At 73.5% G+C, this 19,856-nt stretch carries 18 protein-coding genes and 1 pseudogene; 14 read left to right on the plus strand and 5 right to left on the minus strand.

Annotation, left to right across the window (positions count from 1 at the left end):
* Positions 1–683: pseudogene (locus tag ACRWND_RS27620) on the minus strand (hypothetical protein); the annotation flags it as partial.
* A 1,010-nt stretch (positions 684–1,693) separates the two neighbouring features.
* Here ACRWND_RS27620 and ACRWND_RS27625 point away from each other — a divergent pair.
* The 12 genes from ACRWND_RS27625 (at position 1,694) to ACRWND_RS27680 (ending at position 12,971) form a co-directional block, all read left to right on the plus strand.
* Positions 1,694–2,233 carry a DUF2617 family protein gene (locus ACRWND_RS27625; RefSeq protein WP_431954127.1) on the plus strand — a complete coding sequence of 180 codons (540 nt, stop codon included), beginning with the start codon at positions 1,694–1,696 and terminating at the stop codon, positions 2,231–2,233.
* Between the two features lie 204 nt (positions 2,234–2,437).
* Complete coding sequence (locus ACRWND_RS27630) at positions 2,438–3,316, plus strand: SRPBCC domain-containing protein (protein ID WP_431954129.1); 879 nt, start codon at positions 2,438–2,440, stop codon at positions 3,314–3,316.
* A 10-nt stretch (positions 3,317–3,326) separates the two neighbouring features.
* Complete coding sequence (locus ACRWND_RS27635) at positions 3,327–4,157, plus strand: aldose 1-epimerase (RefSeq protein ID WP_431954131.1); 831 nt, start codon at positions 3,327–3,329, stop codon at positions 4,155–4,157.
* A 10-nt stretch (positions 4,158–4,167) separates the two neighbouring features.
* Positions 4,168–4,707, plus strand: coding sequence for an orotate phosphoribosyltransferase (gene pyrE, locus ACRWND_RS27640; RefSeq protein WP_431954133.1), 540 nt, complete (start codon positions 4,168–4,170; stop codon positions 4,705–4,707).
* A gap of 190 nt (positions 4,708–4,897) precedes the next feature.
* Entirely contained in the window at positions 4,898–5,920 is a 1,023-nt protein-coding gene (gene fbaA / locus ACRWND_RS27645) for a class II fructose-bisphosphate aldolase (protein ID WP_431954135.1), read from the plus strand.
* Between the two features lie 102 nt (positions 5,921–6,022).
* Complete coding sequence (locus ACRWND_RS27650; protein WP_431954137.1) at positions 6,023–6,436, plus strand: DUF3151 domain-containing protein; 414 nt, start codon at positions 6,023–6,025, stop codon at positions 6,434–6,436.
* Between the two features lie 199 nt (positions 6,437–6,635).
* Positions 6,636–7,469, plus strand: coding sequence for a tryptophan 2,3-dioxygenase family protein (locus ACRWND_RS27655; RefSeq protein ID WP_431954139.1), 834 nt, complete (start codon positions 6,636–6,638; stop codon positions 7,467–7,469).
* Complete coding sequence (kynU, locus tag ACRWND_RS27660) at positions 7,462–8,694, plus strand: kynureninase (protein WP_431954141.1); 1,233 nt, start codon at positions 7,462–7,464, stop codon at positions 8,692–8,694. Before ACRWND_RS27655 ends, kynU begins: the two co-directional genes overlap by 8 nt.
* A gap of 3 nt (positions 8,695–8,697) precedes the next feature.
* Positions 8,698–9,669: an alpha/beta hydrolase family protein gene (locus ACRWND_RS27665; RefSeq protein ID WP_431954143.1), complete on the plus strand. Its 972-nt coding sequence runs from the start codon at positions 8,698–8,700 to the stop codon at positions 9,667–9,669.
* Positions 9,670–9,777: 108 nt separating this feature from the next.
* Positions 9,778–11,064, plus strand: a complete 1,287-nt coding sequence (locus tag ACRWND_RS27670) for a sensor histidine kinase (protein ID WP_431954145.1) — start codon at positions 9,778–9,780, stop codon at positions 11,062–11,064.
* Positions 11,061–11,729: a response regulator gene (locus ACRWND_RS27675; RefSeq protein WP_431954147.1), complete on the plus strand. Its 669-nt coding sequence runs from the start codon at positions 11,061–11,063 to the stop codon at positions 11,727–11,729. Before ACRWND_RS27670 ends, ACRWND_RS27675 begins: the two co-directional genes overlap by 4 nt.
* 24 nt (positions 11,730–11,753) lie before the next feature.
* Positions 11,754–12,971 carry a cytochrome P450 gene (locus ACRWND_RS27680; RefSeq protein WP_431954149.1) on the plus strand — a complete coding sequence of 406 codons (1,218 nt, stop codon included), beginning with the start codon at positions 11,754–11,756 and terminating at the stop codon, positions 12,969–12,971.
* Between the two features lie 72 nt (positions 12,972–13,043).
* Here the strand turns inward: ACRWND_RS27680 and ACRWND_RS27685 are convergent, their stop codons facing one another.
* On the minus strand, positions 13,044–14,627 hold the full coding sequence (locus ACRWND_RS27685; protein ID WP_431954151.1) for an ABC transporter permease: 1,584 nt from the start codon (positions 14,625–14,627) through the stop codon (positions 13,044–13,046).
* Positions 14,624–15,547 carry an ABC transporter ATP-binding protein gene (locus ACRWND_RS27690; protein WP_431954153.1) on the minus strand — a complete coding sequence of 308 codons (924 nt, stop codon included), beginning with the start codon at positions 15,545–15,547 and terminating at the stop codon, positions 14,624–14,626. Before ACRWND_RS27690 ends, ACRWND_RS27685 begins: the two co-directional genes overlap by 4 nt.
* A 100-nt stretch (positions 15,548–15,647) precedes the next feature.
* Here ACRWND_RS27690 and ACRWND_RS27695 point away from each other — a divergent pair, with 100 nt between their 5' ends.
* Positions 15,648–16,109, plus strand: a complete 462-nt coding sequence (locus ACRWND_RS27695) for a GbsR/MarR family transcriptional regulator (RefSeq protein WP_431954161.1) — start codon at positions 15,648–15,650, stop codon at positions 16,107–16,109.
* Positions 16,110–16,657: 548 nt separating this feature from the next.
* On the opposite strand, the gene ACRWND_RS27700 is transcribed toward ACRWND_RS27695, so the two are convergent.
* Complete coding sequence (locus ACRWND_RS27700; RefSeq protein WP_431954155.1) at positions 16,658–17,515, minus strand: alpha/beta fold hydrolase; 858 nt, start codon at positions 17,513–17,515, stop codon at positions 16,658–16,660.
* A gap of 86 nt (positions 17,516–17,601) precedes the next feature.
* Positions 17,602–18,444: a diacylglycerol kinase gene (locus tag ACRWND_RS27705; protein WP_431954157.1), complete on the minus strand. Its 843-nt coding sequence runs from the start codon at positions 18,442–18,444 to the stop codon at positions 17,602–17,604.
* A 152-nt stretch (positions 18,445–18,596) separates the two neighbouring features.
* On the opposite strand from ACRWND_RS27705, the gene ACRWND_RS27710 reads away from it, so the two are divergent.
* A partial coding sequence (locus ACRWND_RS27710) for an adenylosuccinate synthase (RefSeq protein WP_431954159.1) occupies positions 18,597–19,856 on the plus strand: 1,260 nt, incomplete at its 3' end.

The raw sequence follows: 19,856 nt of genomic DNA on the forward strand, positions 1-19,856 counted from the left end.
GCGGACGGCGGCGATTGCGCGGCTGTCGCCGGCATCAGTGTGCGATTCTCCCGGGAGGGCGCGCGGAACGCAGTCGCCAGGTACTCCCGAACGTCCCGCTGGTGAGGGTTGATCAGGTCGATCGCCTTCTTCGGCCGCTCTCCGCGCAGCACACCGGGATCCAGATTGGACGCGGCGAGGAAGCCGAGGGTCTTCCGGAGCGACTGGGCGACCTGTCCCTTGCTCATCCACCCGGTCGCCCGAGCCTCGGGCAGGCCGATCCCCGCCGTCCCGTCGCCCCACCGTTCCGCGGGCGACCCCCGGAACGGCTGCTCCAGGGTCGGACGCCGGGCTGCCACCTGCGTCGGCGGCGCTTGATCCGGACGTTGCGACTCCACGGCGAGCGGTACGTTCTCGCCGCCCCCGCCGCCGAACCATCCCGTCACGCGCCCGGGATCCAGCGCCGCGAGCAGCAGGGCGACCGCGACCAGCAGACCGATCGCGTACCAGCCCTTGCCTCTCCGCCTCCGGGCCGGTGAGTGGCTTCGCCATGGTTCCGGGGGGCCGGGCTGCTCCCGCAGCCGCCGCGCCACCATCCGGGCCCGCGCCGACGGCTCCTTGGGCGCATCCTTGATCCCGGCCCCGGCTTCACGGAGGAAGCGCTCCCACTCCTCGTCCGGTATGGGCTCCTCACCCTTGCCCACGCTGCGCCCCGCCCCTTCTCACGTACTCACCGGTCCCTCCCCAGGACCGGTCGTCTTCCGTGCATCCTCACACAGGTGTCTGACAGCCACGAGCGTGCTCGACGTGCCGTCGGGCGCTTCCTGTCCCCGCGCCTTGGCGGAGGAACACGGCATCGTCTGTCGTCGTTGGCTGCTCTCGCACGGTCCGCAGACGGCCCGAGCACTTCACGGATCGTTTCGTCCGAGAAGGTGGCTGCGCTCTTGATGCTCAGCGGACGCTTCAGGCCCCTGGACGGCCCAGTCGTCCACCACCCTTGGCCCCTGGTTCTGGTTCCGATGCGGACCAGTGGCCTTCGCGTACCCCGGAAACCTCTGGACTTCCTCAACTGTGCTTTCGGCCGCCGGAGGCGAGGGCATCACCGTCGCACAACGAAAAGCGCGTAATACGGGGGTGGCACGATGGAGGCACTGATCATTCTGCTGGTCTTCTGCGCGATAGCGGCACTCGCCCTGGCGGCGCGGAACGCCGGCCGCAGAGGCCGGCCGCGGCGCTCGCGGGGCTCCGCCGGGGCCGGAGGGGGCGGCGGGGAGAGCTGGTGGGTGGGCGACGCGGGCACGTCCGACGGCGGAGGTGGGGGCCATCACGGGGGCAGCCACCACTCCTGCGGAGGCGGGAGTTCGTGCGGCGGAGGCGGGAGTTCGTGTGGCGGGGGTGGCGGCTGCGGCGGAAGCTGACGACGCGAATGTGCTTTCCGCCCGTGCCGAATCGCATATGCGCTTGGCGGGTTGTTCACCCGCCGGGCGCATTTGCTGTGGACACCTGCGCTCCTCCCGGCCTTTGAGGAAGTAAAGCGGGTGGAAACAAGTAAAAACGTTGAAGGTGGCGCGCCATTCGTGATTGCGTATTCACGCCCCCTTGCGGGCCATGAGCCGACGGTCGCCCTCCCCACAGGCGCGGGTCGGCGCGTCCTCCCGATCCCATGCCCGTGACCTCCCGCGCTTGCTCGCGATGTGCCTGCGGAGCCCACTCCATGCTCACCACGCTTCAGACCGCCTACACCGACACCCGCGCCGGCGACCTGGCCTGGTGCCTGGGGAAGGACGAACTGCCGGCGCTCGCGGTGCTCGACCGCGAACTGCCGGGCACCGCGGAGGGCGCCACGCCCGCGGCGCCCTCCGCGCAGGTCCAGTTGCGGCTGCTCGGCGCCTCCCACCAGGTCCTTCTGGACTCGCCGCGCGGGCGCTGCTCGGAGACGGTCGCCTGCATGCCGGGAAGCAGCGCGCAGCTGCCGGTGGGCGTGGCGCGGCGGATCGCCGGCTGGGACTACGCGTTCGCGGCACGGATCGAGACGCTCAGCCGGGGGTCCTTCGCGGGGCGGGCGCAGGAGCTGCTCGCCCTGGTGGCCGACCACCCCAACGGCCTGGCGGGGACCTTCCCGGGCGACCCGCTCGCCTTCACCGCGATGCTGGTGCAGTACCGCGGCGGCAGCGTCCTGTGGCGCACCTGGCACGCCTACCCCCAGGAAGGACGTCTGGTGGCGACCCGTTCGGCCCTCGTCGCGCAGCCGTGAGCGCGCGGGCACCGGCCCCCGCGCCCGCCGCCGCGGCCCCCGCGCCCGCCGCCGCGCCCTGGCGCGCGGCGGCGGGTGCCGGTGCGGGACCTGCCGGTGCCGACGCCGACGCAACCGCGTCGAGCTGACGCGTCCGCGCTTCGGGTGAGGGCGAACGGCGGTGATGGGGCGCCGCGGAGGCGCCGGGCGGATTAGGCTCGCGGCATGGAGCCGCATGAGGTGTTCGTTCCGTTTCCGGCCGAGACCATCCGCCGGTCCCTCGCCGACCTGGAGCGCGTGGCCCGGTGTGTGCCCGGCCTCCAGCGTGACGCCGGCGCCGAGGAGGGGCTGGCGGGCCGGCTGAGGCTGCGGATCGGCGGCTCCACGATCACCTACCGCGGCACACTGCGGCTGGTCCCGCGCGGCGGTGGGCTCGCCGTCGAGGGGGAGGCGGTGGAGGCGCGCGGTGCGGGCACGGTCAAGGTGGCGCTGGAGCTCGGCGTGGACACCGTGTCGGGCGGCGCCCTGCTGACCTTCACCGGCGCCGTCCAGGTCGACGGGCGGCTCGCCGAGCACGAGGAAGCGGCGGTCACCGCCGCGGGCCTGCGCCTGCTGGACCGCTTCGTCGCCGCGCTCACCTCCGACCTGGCGCAGACCGCCCCCGCCGCGGCGCCCGAGCCGTCCGCGGAGGACGCCGGCGCCGACGACCTCAAGGACGACGTGCCCGCGCAGCCCGACGAGTTCACCGGGCGCGAGACCCCGGAACCGCGGGAGGCGCCGGAGCTCCCCCCACCGCACGACGCGGACGACGACGCCGCCGGCGAGGTGCCGCCCGGCCAGGACACGGCGGCCGCCGTCCCCGCGGAACCGGCCGCGGTCGACCTGCCCGCCGAGGCCGCGCACGCCCGCCGCACCCTGATCGGCCGCAGCGCCGAGGAGGTCGACCACGCCCCGCCGCGCGGCCGCTACGCCCCGGTGCCCGCGCCGCAGAGCGGCGCCGCGACGGCCTCGCTGCGCCGCTACGCGCCGGCCGCGGCCGCGTTGCTGCTGTCGGCCGTGGTCGCGGGCCGGGTGCTGCGGCGGCGCAGGCGCTCGTTCCCGTAGGGTCTCTTCCGTGGCCACGCAAGAAACCCCTGACGGGCGAGAAGACGAGCACGCTGTCCATCTCCGCGCCGGAGCCGCGCGGCTGACGGTCCTTCCGGATCTCGGCTGCCGGGTCGGCTCACTGACCGTCGGCGGTGTCGAGCTGCTGCGGCAGGGCCCCACCTTCGGGTCCTTCCCGATGGTCCCCTGGTGCGGCCGCACCAGGGACGGGCAGTTCCGCAACGGCGGGGTGCTGCACCAGATGCCGCGTGACGCGGGCCCGCACGCCATCCACGGCACCGGCCGGCACGTCGCCTGGCAGGCGGCGCCCGGCGCCACCGGCAGCAGCGCCTGCTTCTACTACGACCTGGCCGAGCCGTGGCCGTACCAGGGCCGGGTCAGCCAGCGCTTCGAACTCTCCGAGGACCGCCTCGACCTCACGATGAGCGTGGAGACCACGGGCGACTCCTTCCCGGCCCAGGCCGGCTGGCACCCCTGGTTCCTGCGCAACCTCGGCCGTGGCGGGCAGGACGCCCTGATCGACTTCACCCCCGGGTGGATGGAGGAGCGCGGCGACGACCATCTGCCCACCGGCCGCCGGACGGAGCCCGGGCCCCGGCCCTGGGACGACTGCTTCGGTATGCCGGACGGGGTGGACGTCACCTTGACCTGGCCGGACGAGCTGCGGTTGCGGATCACCAGCCCCGCGCAGTGGGTGGTCGTCTACGACGAACAGCCCCCCGCCATCTGTGTGGAGCCGCAGTCGGGCCCGCCGAACGGGCTGAACACCGCGCCGCGCCTGGTCACCCCTATCGATCCGCTGGAGATCCGCGCGACCTGGGCCTGGGAGCCGCTGGGCTAGGCTCGTGGCCATGAGTGACGCGCGTGATGCCCTGCTGCAGCAGATCAAGGACAAGGCCGTGGTGCACGGCAAGGTGACCCTCTCGTCGGGGATCGAGGCGGACTACTACATCGACCTGCGCCGGATCACGCTGGATGCCGAGGCGGCCCCGCTGGTGGGACAGGTCATGCTCGACGTCACCGCCGACCTCGACTACGACGCCGTCGGCGGGCTCACCCTGGGCGCCGACCCGGTGGCCACCTCGATGCTGCACGCCGCCGCCGCCCGCGGCCGCAAGCTGGACGCCTTCGTGGTGCGCAAGGCGCAGAAGGCGCACGGCATGCAGCGCCGCATCGAGGGCCCGGACATCAAGGGCCGGCGGGTGCTGGTCGTCGAGGACACCTCGACCACGGGCGGCTCGCCGCTGACCGCGGTGGAGGCCGCGCGCGAGGCCGGTGCCGAGGTCGTGGCCGTCGCCGTGATCGTCGAGCGGGGCGCCGCTCCGGCCATCGCGCAGGCGGGTCTCCCGTACGTCCGCGCCTTCGGTCTGGACGACCTCGGCCTGGCCTGATCACCGGTTCGACCTGCGCCTTCCCCCAGGGGTGAAGGGTTTCACGTGAAACCCTTCACCCCTGGGGCATGTCCGTGGTGCGCAGTGTGTGGAGCTTCCGCGCAAGTCTGCCAAGATGGGGTCGACGATGACGTCGATCCCAGGTCAGGGTCACGCACCGAACAACCCGCACATCACAAGGAGCGGACAGATGCCCATCGCAACTCCCGAGATCTACAACGAGATGCTCGACCGGGCGAAGGCCGGCAAGTTCGCCTACCCGGCCATCAACGTGACCTCGACGCAGACCCTGCACGCCGCGCTGCGCGGTTTCGCGGAGGCGGAGAGCGACGGCATCGTCCAGATCTCCACGGGCGGGGCCGAGTTCCTCGGTGGCCAGTACAGCAAGGACATGGTCACCGGTGCGGTGGGCCTGGCCGAGTTCGCGCACGTCGTCGCCGAGAAGTACCCCGTCAACATCGCGCTGCACACCGACCACTGCCCGAAGGACAAGCTGGACGGCTATGTGCGCCCGCTGCTGGCGATCTCCCAGGAGCGCGTGGCGGCCGGCCGCAACCCGCTGTTCCAGTCGCACATGTGGGACGGCTCCGCCGAGACCCTCGACCACAACCTCGCCATCGCCCAGGAGCTGCTGGCCGCGGCCGCCAAGGCGAAGATCATCCTCGAGGTGGAGATCACTCCCACCGGCGGTGAGGAGGACGGCGTCACCCACGAGATCAACGACGAGCTCTACACCACGGTCGAGGACGCCATCCGCACCGCCGAGGCGCTGGGTCTGGGCGAGAAGGGCCGCTACCTGCTCGCCGCCTCCTTCGGCAACGTCCACGGCGTCTACAAGCCGGGCAACGTCGTGCTCCGCCCCGAGCTGCTGAAGGAGCTCGCGGAGGGCGTCGCCGCCAAGTTCGGCAAGCAGGACCCCTTCAACTTCGTCTTCCACGGCGGCTCCGGCTCCACCAAGGAGGAGATCGCCACCGCGCTGGAGAATGGCGTGGTCAAGATGAACCTCGACACCGACACGCAGTACGCCTTCACCCGCCCGGTCGCGGACCACATGTTCCGCAACTACGACGGCGTGCTGAAGGTCGACGGCGAGGTCGGCGACAAGAAGACCTACGACCCGCGCAGCTGGGGCAAGCTGGCCGAGGGCGGCATGGCCGCCCGCGTCGTCGAGGCATGCCAGGACCTCCGCTCCGCCGGCACCAAGATCAAGTAACCGCCCCGCAGGGCGGTACGCACCCCACCGCCCCGCACGGCGGTACGCACCGGGCCCGGCCCTTCCCCATGGAGGAGCCGGGCCCCGGCCATACTGGAACCCATGGCCATTCACGAGAACCTGCTCGGGGGACCGCCCCCGACGAACCTGCCCGACGACCCCGAGCCGCGCGAGCTGCTCGCCTCGGGGGCGGCCCCTGCCGAGGTCGCCGCCAAGTACCCGGCGTCCTCCCTGGCCTGGGCGCAACTCGCGGACGACGCCTTCGGGGCCGGCCGGGTCGTCGAGTCGTACGCGTACGCCCGCACCGGATACCACCGCGGCCTGGACGCGCTGCGCCGGAGCGGCTGGAAGGGCCACGGCCCGGTGCCCTGGGAACACGAGCCCAACCGCGGCTTCCTGCGGGCGCTGCACGCCCTGGCGCGGGCCGCCCAGGCGATCGGCGAGCAGGAGGAGTACGAGCGCTGCAGCACCTTCCTGCGGGACTCCTCCCCGACCGCCGCCGAGACCCTCGGCTGATCCCGCCGCCCATACACCGGCGACCACCCCGACCTGTCCGGCGCGCGCGCCGGGCAGGTCTTGCCGTACGGTGCTCTGACCACGCATGATGCCCGCTGGGCCCGACGCCGTCAGAGGCGGGCCCGAGGGGACCGGGGTCCCGCGGCAACGACGCGCGGGGCAGACCGCTACCCGGTAGCTCAGATCCACGGAGACACCAATGTCCCAACGCCCCGACGTTTCCCAGGACGCCCCCGAGGCGCCGACCCTGGACTTCGAAGGGACCACCCCGTACGAGGACTACGTCCAGGCCGACGTCCTCACCCATCTGCAGCATCCGCGCTCCGACGACCCGGGCGAGATGGTCTTCCTGGTGACCACCCAGGTCATGGAGTTGTGGTTCACCGTCATCGTGCACGAATGGGAGACCGCCTCCCGCGCGCTGGCGGCCGACGACCTGCCCACGGCGCTGGCCGCGCTCAAGCGCAGCACGTACGAGCTGCAGTCGCTCAACGCCTCCTGGGAGCCGATCGCCCACCTCACCCCGGCGCAGTTCAACGCCTACCGCGCGGCCCTCGGCGAGGGCTCGGGCTTCCAGTCGGCGATGTACCGGCGCATGGAGTTCCTGCTGGGCGAGAAGTCCGCGTCGATGCTGGTCCCGCACCGCGGCACGCCGCGCGTCCACGACGAACTGCAGAAGGCGCTGCACGAGCCCAGCCTCTACGACGAGGTGCTGCGGCTGCTGGCGCGCCGCGGCCACGACATCCCGCAGCGCGACGACCTCTCCCGGCGCTACGAGGCGGACCCGGCGGTGGAGCGTGCCTGGCAGGCCGTCTACTCCGGTGACCAGGAGAGCGAACTCGTCCGACTGGGCGAGGCACTGACCGAGGTGGCCGAGCTGGTGTGGCGCTGGCGCAACGACCACCTTGTGGCGACCCGACGCGCGATGGGCGCCAAGACCGGCACAGGAGGCTCCGCGGGAGTCTCCTGGCTGGAGAAGCGCGCGAGCAAGAACGTTTTCCCCGAACTCTGGACGGCCCGCAGTCATGTCTGACCCCACGAACCCCACTGAGTCCCCCGCGGCCAAGGCCGCCCGCCTCGACGCCTCCGACGAACTGGCCAAGGTCAGGGACCGCTTCGTCCTGGACGACGCCGAGCACACCGTCTACCTGGACGGCAACTCCCTCGGGGCGCTGCCCGCGGGCGTGGCGGACCGCATGGACGACGTCGTGCGCCGGGAGTGGGGGCAGCTGCGCATCCGCTCCTGGACCGAGAGCGGCTGGTGGACGGCGCCGGAACGGATCGGTGACCGCATCGGCGCGCTGGTCGGCGCCGCCCCCGGCCAGGTCGTGGTCGGCGACTCCACCAGCGTCAATGTCTTCAAGGCCGTGGTCGGCGCCGTCCGGATGGCCCAGCAGGAGGACCCGGCGCGCACCGAGGTGCTGGTTGACGCCGCCACCTTTCCCACGGACGGGTACATAGCCGAGTCCGCGGCCCGGATGACCGGATGCGCGATCCGCGCCGTCGACGCCGCGGATCTCGCCGCGGCGGCGGGCCCGCGGACCGCCGTCGCCCTGGTCAACCACGTGGACTACCGCACCGGCCGGCTGCACGACCTGCCGGGCGTCACCGCCGCCGTGCACGCGGCCGGCGGCCTGGTGGTCTGGGACCTGTGCCACACGGCCGGGGCCCTGCCGGTCGGCCTGGACGAGCACGGCGTGGACCTCGCCGTCGGCTGCACGTACAAGTACCTCAACGGCGGCCCCGGAGCGCCGGCGTACCTGTACGTCCGCCGCGACCTCCAGCCGCGCTTCGACTCCCCGCTGCCCGGCTGGAACTCGCACCGCGACCCGTTCGCGATGGAGGCCGCCTACCGGCCCGCCGACGGCAGCGTCCGCGGCCGGGTCGGCACCCCGGAGATCCTGTCGCTGCTGGCGCTGGACACGGCCCTCGACGTCTGGGACGGCGTGTCCCTGGACGCCGTGCGGGCCAAGAGCCTCGCGCTGACCGACTTCTTCCTGGAGTGCGTCGCGGCGTATGTGTCGGACGGCGCCGTACGGTCGGTCACTCCGGCCGCGCACGCCGAGCGGGGCAGCCAGGTCGCGCTGCGCTGCGCCGACGCGGGCGCGGTGATGCGGGAGCTGATCGCCGAGGGCGTCGTCGGCGACTTCCGCGAGCCGGATATCCTCCGCTTCGGATTCACCCCGCTGTACACCCGCTTCGCGGACGCGGAGCGGGCGGCGCGGGTGCTGGCCCAGGTCCTGGAAGGAACGCGGTAACGCATGTCCGACCCCACCTCGTCGAGCGGCAGCACCGCCGGCAGCACTGAGGCAGGCGCCGACGGCCGCGCCGACGCGGTGGAGCCGGCCTCCGCTCCGCGGCAGCCTGCTCCGCGGGATGCCGCGGAGCGGGCTGCCGCCGAGGAGGCGTCAGCGTTCTCGCACGCCCCCGTCCCGCCGGACGCCACCGCCGCCTACGGCGAGCACCCGGACCAGGTCGTGGACTTCTACCGGCCGCGGCCCGGGGCGGACGGGCCCCGGCCGGGGCCGCTGGTCGTGCTGCTGCACGGCGGCGCCTGGCGCGCGGCGTACGACAGGACGCACATCTCGCCGCTCGCCGGCCTGCTCGCCGACCGCGGCTTCGCGGTGGCCTCGGTGGAGTACCGCAGGGGCAACGGCGGTACGGCGGCGGGCCGCTGGCCGGACACCTTCGACGACGTGGCGGCCGCCACCGACGCCGTCGCGGCACTGGCGTTGACCGCCCTCGGCACGGACGCCGTGGACGTGCGGCGGACCGTGCTCACCGGACACTCGGCGGGCGGGCACCTCGCCCTGTGGGCGGCCGCCCGGCACGTGCTGCCGGCCGCGTCGCGCTGGCACCGGCCGGCCGCGCCCGCGCTGCGCGGGGTGGTGGCGCTCGCGCCGATCGCCGACTTCCGGTCCGCCGTCGAGCTGCACGTGTGCTCCGGAGCGGTCACCGAGCTCCTCGGCGGAGCGGAACTGCTGGGCGAGCGCGGGGCGGAGACCGATCCGGCCGCGCTGCTGCCCACCGGCATCCCGGCGACGATCGTGCAGGGCGACTGCGACGAGGTGGTCCCGCCGCAGGTCGCGGAGGCCTTCGCGGCGGCCTCGGCGACGGCGGGGGAGGAGGTCCAACTGACCCTGCTGGAGGGCGTGGGCCACTTCCCGGTGATCGACCCCGCCGCGGACGCGGCGGCCGTGGTCGTCGAGGAGATCGCCCAGCTCGCCTGGTGAGGCTCCTCCCTGCGGGGCCCGCGCGCGCCACGTCCTCCTTGAGGATGACGCCGCTACATCGTCTTCCCAGGTGACGACGGCGACCCGCGCGGTCCCTACCGTGAGAGCGTGACCGAGACAAGCCAGACCTCGCTGCGGACCGAGCTCCGCATGGCCCGCGGCGCCCTCAGCGGACTGCGGCACGACCTGATCACCGACGCCTTCGCCTTCCGGCCGATGGCACCCCTGCGGGAGGGGCACCCGCTGCTCGCCGCGGTGCCGCGCGGGCTCCGCCGCTACGCGCGCTGGCTGCCGCACGCGGCGCTGACCTGCTTCGCGGTCCTCCTGATGTACGTCTCCCTGCAGGGGCCGGGCGGTCTCGCGCCGGCGCTGCCGGCCGCGGTGCCCGTGGTCATGACGATGTTCCGGCCGATCGGGGCGTGGTGGCTGTCCGTGGGGGCGGCGGTGCTCACCGGCCTGTTCACCAGCGGCTCGTGGTCGTCCTCCTATCCGTGGACGGACGTCGGCTTCGCCTCGCACCTGGCGGTGCTGGCCCTGGTGGCGGCGCGTACCCGGGCCCGGGTCGCCGCCGAGATGTGGCTGCTCACCGCGGCGGTGGCGCTGTTCTTCCAGCCGTTCTCCTACGGGAACGGCTCGGACCCGGCCGTCATGATCTTCTTCTCCGGCGTGGTGCTGTCCGTCGCGTCGGCGGTGCGCGGGGTGCGCCAGTCCCGGCGGGAGGTCGCCGCGCAGATCGCCGTGACCGAGGTCGAGCGCTCCCGGCGCACGCTGCTGGAGGAGCGCACCACGATCGCCCGCGAGCTGCACGACGTCGTCGCCCACCACATGTCGGTGATCGCGATCCAGGCGGAGGCCGCGCCGTACCGGGTGGAGAACCCGCCGGAGGAGCTGACCAGGAGCTTCTCGATCATCCGCGAGAACGCGGTCATCGCGCTGACCGAGTTGCGCCGGGTCCTCGGGGTGGTGCGCGCCGAGGACTACGAGGCCCCCGACGCCCCCCAGCCGACCCTCGCCGACCTCGACCGGCTGGTCGCCAATGTGCGCGAGGCGGGTCTGGAGGTGGAGCGGGTGGTGACCGGCGCGGTGCGCGAACTCCCCCAGGGGGTCGAGCTGTCGGCGTACCGCATCGTCCAGGAGGCGCTGAGCAATACGCTGCGGCACGCGCCCGGCGCCGCCGCCCGGGTCGAGATCGGCTATGTCCTCGGCGGACTCGGGCTGCGCGTGGTCAACGGCCCGCCGCGCGGCCTGGTGAAACCCTCCCCGGGCGCCGGGCACGGGATCGCCGGCATGCGGGAGCGGGTGACCATGCTGAGCGGCGAGATGACCGACGGGCCCACCGACGACGGCGGCTACGAGGTCGCGGTGTTCGTCCCGGTCCCCGGGGGGCGGGCATGAGCGGGGACACCATCCGGGTGCTGATCGCGGACGACCAGATGATGGTGCGCGAGGGCTTCTCGGTGCTGCTGAACGCCCAGCCGGACATCGAGGTCGTCGGCGAGGCCGTCGACGGGCGCCAGGCCGTCGAGCAGGTGGCGGCGCTGCGGCCGGACGTCGTGCTGATGGACATTCGCATGCCCGAGCTCAACGGCTTGGAGGCGACCCGGGAGATCGTCGCCGCGGACGCCGAGGCGAAGGTGCTGGTGCTGACCACCTTCGACCTGGACGAGTACGTCTACCAGGCGCTGCGCGCGGGCGCGTCCGGCTTCCTGCTCAAGGACGCCTCGGCCCGCCAGCTCGCCGACGGCGTGCGGATCGTGGCGGCCGGCGACGCGCTGCTCGCCCCCGCGATCACCAAGCGCCTGATCACCGAGTTCAACCGGCTGGGAACGCCGCGGCCGCCCGCCCAGGACCGGGTCGGCGAGCTCACCGAGCGGGAGACGGAGGTGCTGGTGCTGGTCGCGCAGGGGATGTCCAACGCGGAGATCGCCGACCATCTGGTGGTCGCCGAGTCGACGGTCAAGACCCATGTGAGCCGGGTCCTGGTGAAGCTGGGGCTGCGCGACCGGACCCAGGCGGCGGTCTTCGCGTACGAGGCGCGGCTGGTCACCCCGGGCGGCTGACCGGGCGGGAGGTAGTCTCCGCACATGAGCAGTACTGCCACCGTCTTCGATCCCTGGTCGCCGCGGTTCGTCGCCGACCCCTACCCGGCTTACGCCCGGCTGCGCGAGCAGGGGCGCGCGCACTGGTTCGAGCCGAGCGGGCAGTGGCTCATCCCGCACTTCGAGGACGTCAGCGCGCTGCTGCGGGACCGGCGGCTCGGGCGGACGTATCTGCACCGCTTCACCCACGAGGAGTTCGGCCGTACCGCGGCGCCGCCGGAGCACGAGCCCTTCACCACGCTCAACGGCAACGGCCTGCTCGACCTCGAGGCACCCGACCACACCCGTATCCGGCGGCTGGTCTCCAAGGCGTTCACCCCGCGCACGGTCGAGCGGCTCACGCCGACCGTGCAGCGGCTCGCCGGGGAGCTGGTGGAGCGGCTGGTCGCCGAGGGCGGCGGCGACCTCATCGCCGCGGTGGCGGAGCCGCTGCCGGTGGCCGTCATCGCCGAGATGCTGGGGATACCGGCCGCGGACCGGCGCTTGCTGCGGCCCTGGTCGGCCGACATCGTCGGGATGTTCGAGCTCAACCCCTCCGAGGAGGCCGCGCGCAAGGCGGTCCGCGCCAGCGAGGAGTTCTCCGCCTATCTGCGCGAGCTGATCGCCGAACGACGCAAGGCGCCCGGCGAGGATCTGATCAGCGCCCTCATCGCGGCGCACGACGAGGGCGACCGGCTCAGCGAGCAGGAGATGGTCTCCACCTGCGTGCTGCTGCTCAACGCGGGCCACGAGGCGACCGTCAACACCACCGGCAACGGCTGGTGGACGCTCTTCCGCCACCCCGGGCAGCTGGCGGAGCTGCGCGCGGCGCCGCAGGAGCTGCTGCCCACGGCGATCGAGGAGCTGCTGCGCTTCGACACCCCGCTGCAGATGTTCGAGCGCTGGGTGCTGGACGACATCGAGGTGGGCGGCACGGTGATCCCGCGCGGCAGCGAGGTGGCGCTGCTCTTCGGCTCCGCCAACCGCGACCCGGAGCGCTTCGCCGACCCCGACCGGCTGGATCTCTCGCGCGCCGACAACCCCCACATCACCTTCGGGGCCGGCATCCACTACTGCCTCGGCGCGCCGCTGGCCCGCATCGAACTCGCCGCCTCCTTCACGGCGCTGCTGCGCCGCGCCCCGCGGCTGGAGCTCGCGGCGGAGCCCGTCTGGAACGAGGGCTACGTCATCCGCGGGCTGCGTGAGCTGCGGGTCAGCTGCTGACTGTGCCCGTCGCTCTGCGACTGCGGGACCGGCGCCATGGCCGGGCCCCTCGGTCGCGCTCGCGGAGCCTGGTCAGGCCGTGATGTCGCGGCGGCGCAGCACCAGCAGGCCCGAAGCGGCGAGTGCCAGCGCCAGTACGGTGAGGACCGCCAGCGGGGCGACCGTGATGTCCGCCGACGGCGCCTTCGGCAGGTGCGTGAAGACGGACAGGTCCAGCACCCAGGGCGAGAGCCCCAGCGCCGGCCCGTACAGCCCGATGGCGAGCGTCAGCGACGCCACTCCCCAGCCCGCCCGCGCCAGCCGGGGCGCCGCGCCGTACAGCAGGAGCGCCACCGCCGCCACACACCAGACCGCGGGCAGCTGCACGAGGCCGGCCCCCGCCAGCCGCCACGTCTGGCCGCCCGGGTCGCCGACCGTCGCCCCGTAGCCCAGCCCCATGGCCAGGCCGGAGACGGCCATGAGGAGCACCGAACCGGCGAACGCGACCAGCGTGTGGCCCGCGGCCCAGCGCACCCGTCCCACGGCGGTGGCGAGCACGGGCTCGGCGCGGCCGGAGCTCTCCTCGCCCTGGAGCCGGAGGACCGCTTGGACGGCGTAGATCGCGGCGATCATGCCCATCACCCCGGTCATGGAGGCGAGGTAGGAGTCGACCAGCCCGGAGGCTCCGCCCATGTCGCGCATGACCTCGGCGAGTTGCTCGTTGTCCCGGACGAGGTCGGCCGCCCCGTTGGCGAGGCCGCCGAGCGCGCCGCCGCCCGCGGCGAAACCGGCTGTCCACCCCCACAGCGAGCCGCGCTGGAGCCGCCAGGCCAGCCCCTGGGCGGAACGCAGGCGGGAACCGGCGGCGGCCGGGCCGGGGCGAGGCGGCAGCAGGGCGGCTTCGATGTCGCGTCGGGCCACCAGGGCACACGCGACGCCCACGAGCGCGGCGGCCCAGGCCGTGAACAGCGCGGCCACCCACCAGCGTTCGTCCGCGTAGGGGCGTATGTTCTCGGCCCAGCCGAGCGGCGAGAGCCAGGTCAGGGTGCCGGAGCCGGCGTCGCCGACGGCACGCAGCAAGAAGGCGAGACCGAGGACGGCACCCGCGATGCCCCGGGCGGCGCGGGCGCTCTCCGTCAGCTGCGCGGCGACCGCCGCGACCGCGGCGAAGGCGCATCCTGCGCCCGCGAAGGCGATCCCGAAGGCGACCGCGCCACGCGCCCCCTGCCCGAGCATCGCCAGGGTGACGAGCAGTCCCAGGAGCAGCGAGGCCCCGAAGCCGGTGACCAGGGCGGCGGCCAGCGGCGCCCGGCGCCCGACCGCGCCCGCGGCGACCAGTTCCAGCCGTCCGGCCTCCTCTTCCTCCCGGGTGTGGCGGACGACCAGCAGCATCGCCATCAGCCCGGCGAGCGCGGCACCGAAGGCCATCATGCGCCAGGCCGTCAGGCCGCCGATGCTTGTGGCGAACACCGGCCCGTACAGGGCGCGCAGCGAGCCGCTCCCCGCCGAGCTCGCCGCGACCCCGGCGCGTTCCGCCGGGCTGTCGTAGAGGCCGCCGAAGGCCGAGGCGGTTGAGGCGACCAGCAGGGCGATCGGCACGACCCACGCCGGGATCGTGATCCGGTCCCTGCGCAGCGCGAGCCGGGTGAGGGTGCCGGTCCCGGTGAGCGCGCTCACGGCCGTGCCTCCGCGTCCGCGGGGGCGGCACCGCAGGCGTCGTCCTCGTAGTGCCGCAGAAACAGCTCCTCCAGGGTCGGTGGTGTGCTCGTGAGGCTGCGCACGCCCGTCTCGCTCAACTGCCGGAGCACGGCCCCGAGCTTGTCGGTGTCGACCTGGAGCCGGACATGGCTGCCGCGCACGTCGAGATCGTGCACACCGGGCAGCCCGCCGAGGCCGTTCGGCGGGCCGGCCAGCTCCGCGGTGACCGAGGTGCGGGTGAGATGCCGCAGCTCGGTCAGGCTCCCGGTCTCCACCGTGCGCCCGCCCCGGATGATGCTGACCCGGTCGCACAGGGCCTCGACCTCGCTGAGGATGTGACTGGACAGCAGCACCGTGCGGCCGCGGTCGTGTTCCTCGCGGACGCAGTCGCGGAAGACCTCCTCCATCAGCGGGTCGAGCCCGGAAGTGGGCTCGTCGAGTATCAGCAGGTCCACGTCTGAGGCGAACGCGGCGACGAGCGCGACCTTCTGCCGGTTGCCCTTGGAGTACGCGCGGCCCTTCTTGGCCGGGTCCAGCTCGAACCGCTCCAGCAACCGCCGTCTGCGCGTCTCGTCCAGACCGCCGCGCAGCCGTCCCAGCAAGTCGATGACCTCGCCGCCGCTGAGGTTGCGCCAGAGCGTGACGTCGCCAGGGACGTACGCCAGCCGCCGGTGCAGCGCGACGGCGTCGTGCCACGGATCGCCGCCGAGCAACCGGGCGGCCCCGCGGTCGGCGCGCAGCAGCCCGAGCAGGATGCGGATGGTGGTGGACTTACCGGCGCCGTTCGGCCCCAGGAAGCCGTGCACCTCGCCCTCTTCGACGGCCAGGTCGAGGCCGTCCAGTGCGTGCGTGCGGCCGAAGGACTTGTGCAGTCCGGCCACACTGATTGCCTTCGTCATGATTCTGAACGTACAGTAGATTCACAAATTTGTGAAGCTAAGGAAGTGTATAAACTCGGGTCGGGAGGTGATCGCGGTGGCTGGGGAGTCCTTGGAACCGATGACGTTCGTCGAGCGCTTCGCGGCGGAGCTCGTCGAGGCGGGCATGCAGCGCATGGCGGCGCGGGTGTTCGCCGCGCTCCTCGCCTCGGAGACCGGCGCGTTGAGCGCCGCCGAGCTGTCCGAACGGCTCCAGGCCAGCCCCGCCGCGGTCTCCGGCGCGGTCCGCTACCTGGCGCAGGTCGGCTTGCTCACCCGCGAGCGCGAGCCGGGCTCACGACGCGAGCGGTACCGGGTGCACAGCGACCAGTGGTACGAGACCTTCACCCGTCGCGACCAGATCCTCACCCGCTGGGAGAACACCCTGCGGTTCGGTATCGACGCGCTCGGCCCCGACAGCGCTGCGGGTCACCGGATCGCGGAGACCGCGGCCTTCTTCGACTTCCTGCAGAAGGAACTCGTCGACATGATGGACCGCTGGCGCGAGCGCAAGGCGGAACTGCGCGAGCAAGGCGTGCTCTGACGGCCCTCCGAGCGCCCGGGGGCTTTCCCTGGATCCGGCGACTGGGCCGCAGAGGCGCGGCGGACACCGGCGGGCGACCGCGGGCCCGCCCGTGTACCGCGACCCCGGCCGGACCCGCCCTTCAGCAGGCGGATCGCGGCACGGTAAGCCGCATGCCGCGGGGCACCACCGTCCAGGTGCGGCGCCGGACCGGCTGGATCTCTCCCGAGGCGACAACCCCCGGATCACCTTCGGCGGCGGCATCCTCTACTGCCTCGGCGCGGCGCCGGCCCGCATCGAACGCGCCGCGTCCCTCACGGCGCCGCTGCGCCGCGCCCCGCGGATGGAGCTCGCGGCGGAGCCCGCCTGGAACGAGTGCTACGGCATCCCCGGGCTGCGGGGACTGCGCGTCGCCTGTTGGCACGGCCCGAACGCCGGGGGCCGCGCCGCCCATGCCCGTCGCGGCCGCCGTCCGCCCCTGCCTCAGCGCTGCCTGTGCTCGCGTTCCGCCGGCCCGCCCGGCGCCCTCGCGGCCGTCACCCGTTGCCCGCGGGCTCCGGCAGGCGCGCTCAGTCCCGCCGGGCCCGTGCGGCGAGCCAGTCCAGTGCGTCCGTGGCGGAGGCGAGGACCGAGACGTGCCCCTCGCCGGGCCTCAGCCACAGTTCCGCGTCCGGGCACCGACGGGACAGCCACACGCCGTGCGCGGCGGGCACCATGCGGTCGGCGCCGCCGTGCAGGACCAGGACGGGTGCCGCTACCGCCGCCGGGTCGAAGCCCCACGGCGCCACATAGGCGAGGTCGTCGTCGACCATGCCCGCCGGGCCGCCTTCGAGCGCCTGGCCCGCGACGTCGCCCAGCCACCCCCACGGGCCCGCCAGGGCGGCGTGGTCAGCGGGGGTGAAGAGCTCCGGGTCGAAGTCGTCGGAGGCGAGCCGCTCCTCGAGCGCCGCCCGCCCCTGGACCGCCGCGCCCAGCTCCGCCGCTCCCGAGGGTCCCATCCCGGCGAACCAGTCGAGTCCCTCCGCGCCGTACGGCGCCAGACCGGATGCGCCGACCGCCGCCACGACGCGGTCCGGCAGCAGGGCCGCGCAGGCCAGTGCGTGCGGGCCGCCGCCGGAGTGGCCCATGACCGCGAAGCGTCCGATGCCCAGCGCGTCGGCGACGGCCGCCGCGTCACCGGCCGCCGAGGCGACGTCCCGACCGGGACGGGGCGTCGAACCGCCGTAGGCGGGACGGTCGTAGCCCACCCAGCGGATGCCGCGCTCGGCGGCGGCCGCGAAGAGCGGCTCGGGGGGTGTGCCGATGTTGGGCGTGCCGTGGTGCCACAGGACGACGAGCTCCGCACCGCCCTCCCCGGCGACCGGCCCGGTGTCGTACACGTGCAGCAGCCGCCCGTCGGCGAGTGGGACATCCGTCTCCGTCATCATCCGGCCGAGTCTAGGTACGGGCACCGACAGTCCGCCGTCCTCCGACACCGCCCCGGCTGTCCCCGTCCTCGGCCGCCCCGCCCCTCCTACCCGGCGGCGCGCCGCGCGGCGGCGGACCGCGGTACCGTGAGCCGCCAGGCCGCGGGCGCCACCGTCCAGGTGCGGCGCCGGACCGGGCCGGCCGGCGCGGTGTCCGCCGTGTAGCGGAAGTCCCGCCCGGAGACGGTGACACTCCGGGCCCGCACCGGCAGCGCGGGCGTCACGCCCTCCCTGCGGACCAGCACCTCGGCCAGGCCGGACACCGCGGTGGAGACCGACACCTCCTCGACGCAGTCGTCCAGGTCGGCCAGCACCACCCCGTCCGCCTCGACGCGCAGTCGGTGGCCGCCGCGCAGACCCAGCCCGAGATGCGGGGAGTGGCCGTTCAGGCTCAGCGTGCGGGCCAGCGAGCGGGCGCGGCGCTCCACGGGCGTCCACCAGGCGGGCATGGCGGAGCCGATGCGCAGCGCACCGAGCACGATGCCGCCGCTGTCGTCGAGCAGCAGGTCCAGCTCGCGCTCCGCGCCGTCCAGCACCGCGCGCGCCGCGTTCACCGCCCCGCCCGGCACACCGAGCGCCCGGGCCAGACCGGTCCGCCGCCCGACCGGCACCAGGCCGACGACGGCCTCGCCCAGTCCCCGGGCCGAGTGCAGCGCCCGTACCGTGCGCAGCAGCGCCGCGTCGTCGCCCACCACCACAGGGCGCCGCCGGCCCCGGTGCTCCAGCACCCGGACGGCCTCCTCCTCGGACTGCGGGAGCGCGATCTTCACGGAGGGGGCTCCCCCGCACAGCACGTCCTTGGCGATGCGTACGGATTCGCCGTCCATGTCGCGGGCGGCGGGGTCGATGACCACGAGCAGGGGCTGCCCGGACGGTCGCTGAGCCGACACCTTGGTCCTTCCTCAGGTAACATCTCGGTGCAAGAGCCCCTTGCGCTGCCTTGCGCCAGGGGCTTCGTCTATTTCCGGGGCACCGGTCCGACGGCTCTGTCCGCCATGAGGAGCCACGTTGGACATGCCCCGCCCGGAAGGGGTGTACGCCTGTGCCCGCACTTGTGCTGCTCGGTGCTCAGTGGGGTGACGAGGGCAAGGGAAAGGCCACCGACCTGCTCGGTGGCTCCGTGGACTACGTGGTGCGCTACCAGGGCGGCAACAACGCCGGCCACACGGTCGTCGTCGGCGACCAGAAGTACGCGCTGCACCTCCTGCCTTCCGGGATCCTGTCACCGGGGTGCACCCCGGTCATCGGCAACGGAGTCGTCGTCGACCCGGCGGTCCTGCTCTCCGAGCTGAGCGGGCTGAACGAGCGCGGCGTCGACACGTCCAAGCTCCTCATCAGCGGTAACGCGCACCTGATCACGCCGTACCACCAGACGATCGACAAGGTGACGGAACGCTTCCTCGGCAAGCGCAAGATCGGCACCACCGGCCGCGGCATCGGCCCCGCCTACGCCGACAAGATCAACCGCGTGGGCATCCGGGTACAGGACCTCTTCGACGAGTCGATCCTCCGCCAGAAGGTCGAGGCGGCCCTCCACGACAAGAACCAGATCCTGGTCAAGATCTTCAACCGTCGTGCCATCAGCACCGACCAGGTGGTCGAGGAGTACCTGGGCTACGCGGAGCAGATCAAGGACTACGTCGCCGACACGGCGCTGGTCCTCAACACCGCCCTCGACGAGGGCAAGGTCGTCCTCCTCGAGGGCGGCCAGGGCACCCTGCTGGACGTCGACCACGGCACGTACCCCTTCGTGACCTCGTCCAACCCGACAGCCGGCGGCGCCTGCACCGGCTCGGGCATCGGCCCCACCAAGATCAACCGGGTGATCGGCATCCTCAAGGCCTACACCACCCGGGTCGGCGCCGGCCCGTTCCCGACCGAGCTGTTCGACGCGGACGGCGACGCGCTGCGCCGCATCGGCGGCGAGCGGGGCGTCACCACCGGCCGCGACCGCCGCTGCGGCTGGTTCGACGCGGTGATCGCCCGCTACGCCACCCGGGTCAACGGCCTCACGGACTTCTTCCTCACCAAGCTCGACGTGCTCACCGGCTGGGAGCGGATCCCGGTCTGCGTCGCCTACGAGATCGACGGCAAGCGCGTCGAGGAGCTCCCGTACAGCCAGACGGACTTCCACCACGCCAAGCCCGTCTACGAGACCCTGCCCGGCTGGAGCGAGGACATCAGCAAGGCGAAGACCTTCTCCGACCTGCCGAAGAACGCCCAGGCGTACGTCAAGGCGCTGGAGGAGATGTCCGGCGCCCCGATCTCGGCCATCGGCGTCGGCCCCGGCCGCACCGAGACC

It is taken from the genome of Actinacidiphila sp. bgisy167, from assembly GCF_965342175.1.
In the GTDB taxonomy this organism is placed as follows: domain Bacteria; phylum Actinomycetota; class Actinomycetes; order Streptomycetales; family Streptomycetaceae; genus Actinacidiphila.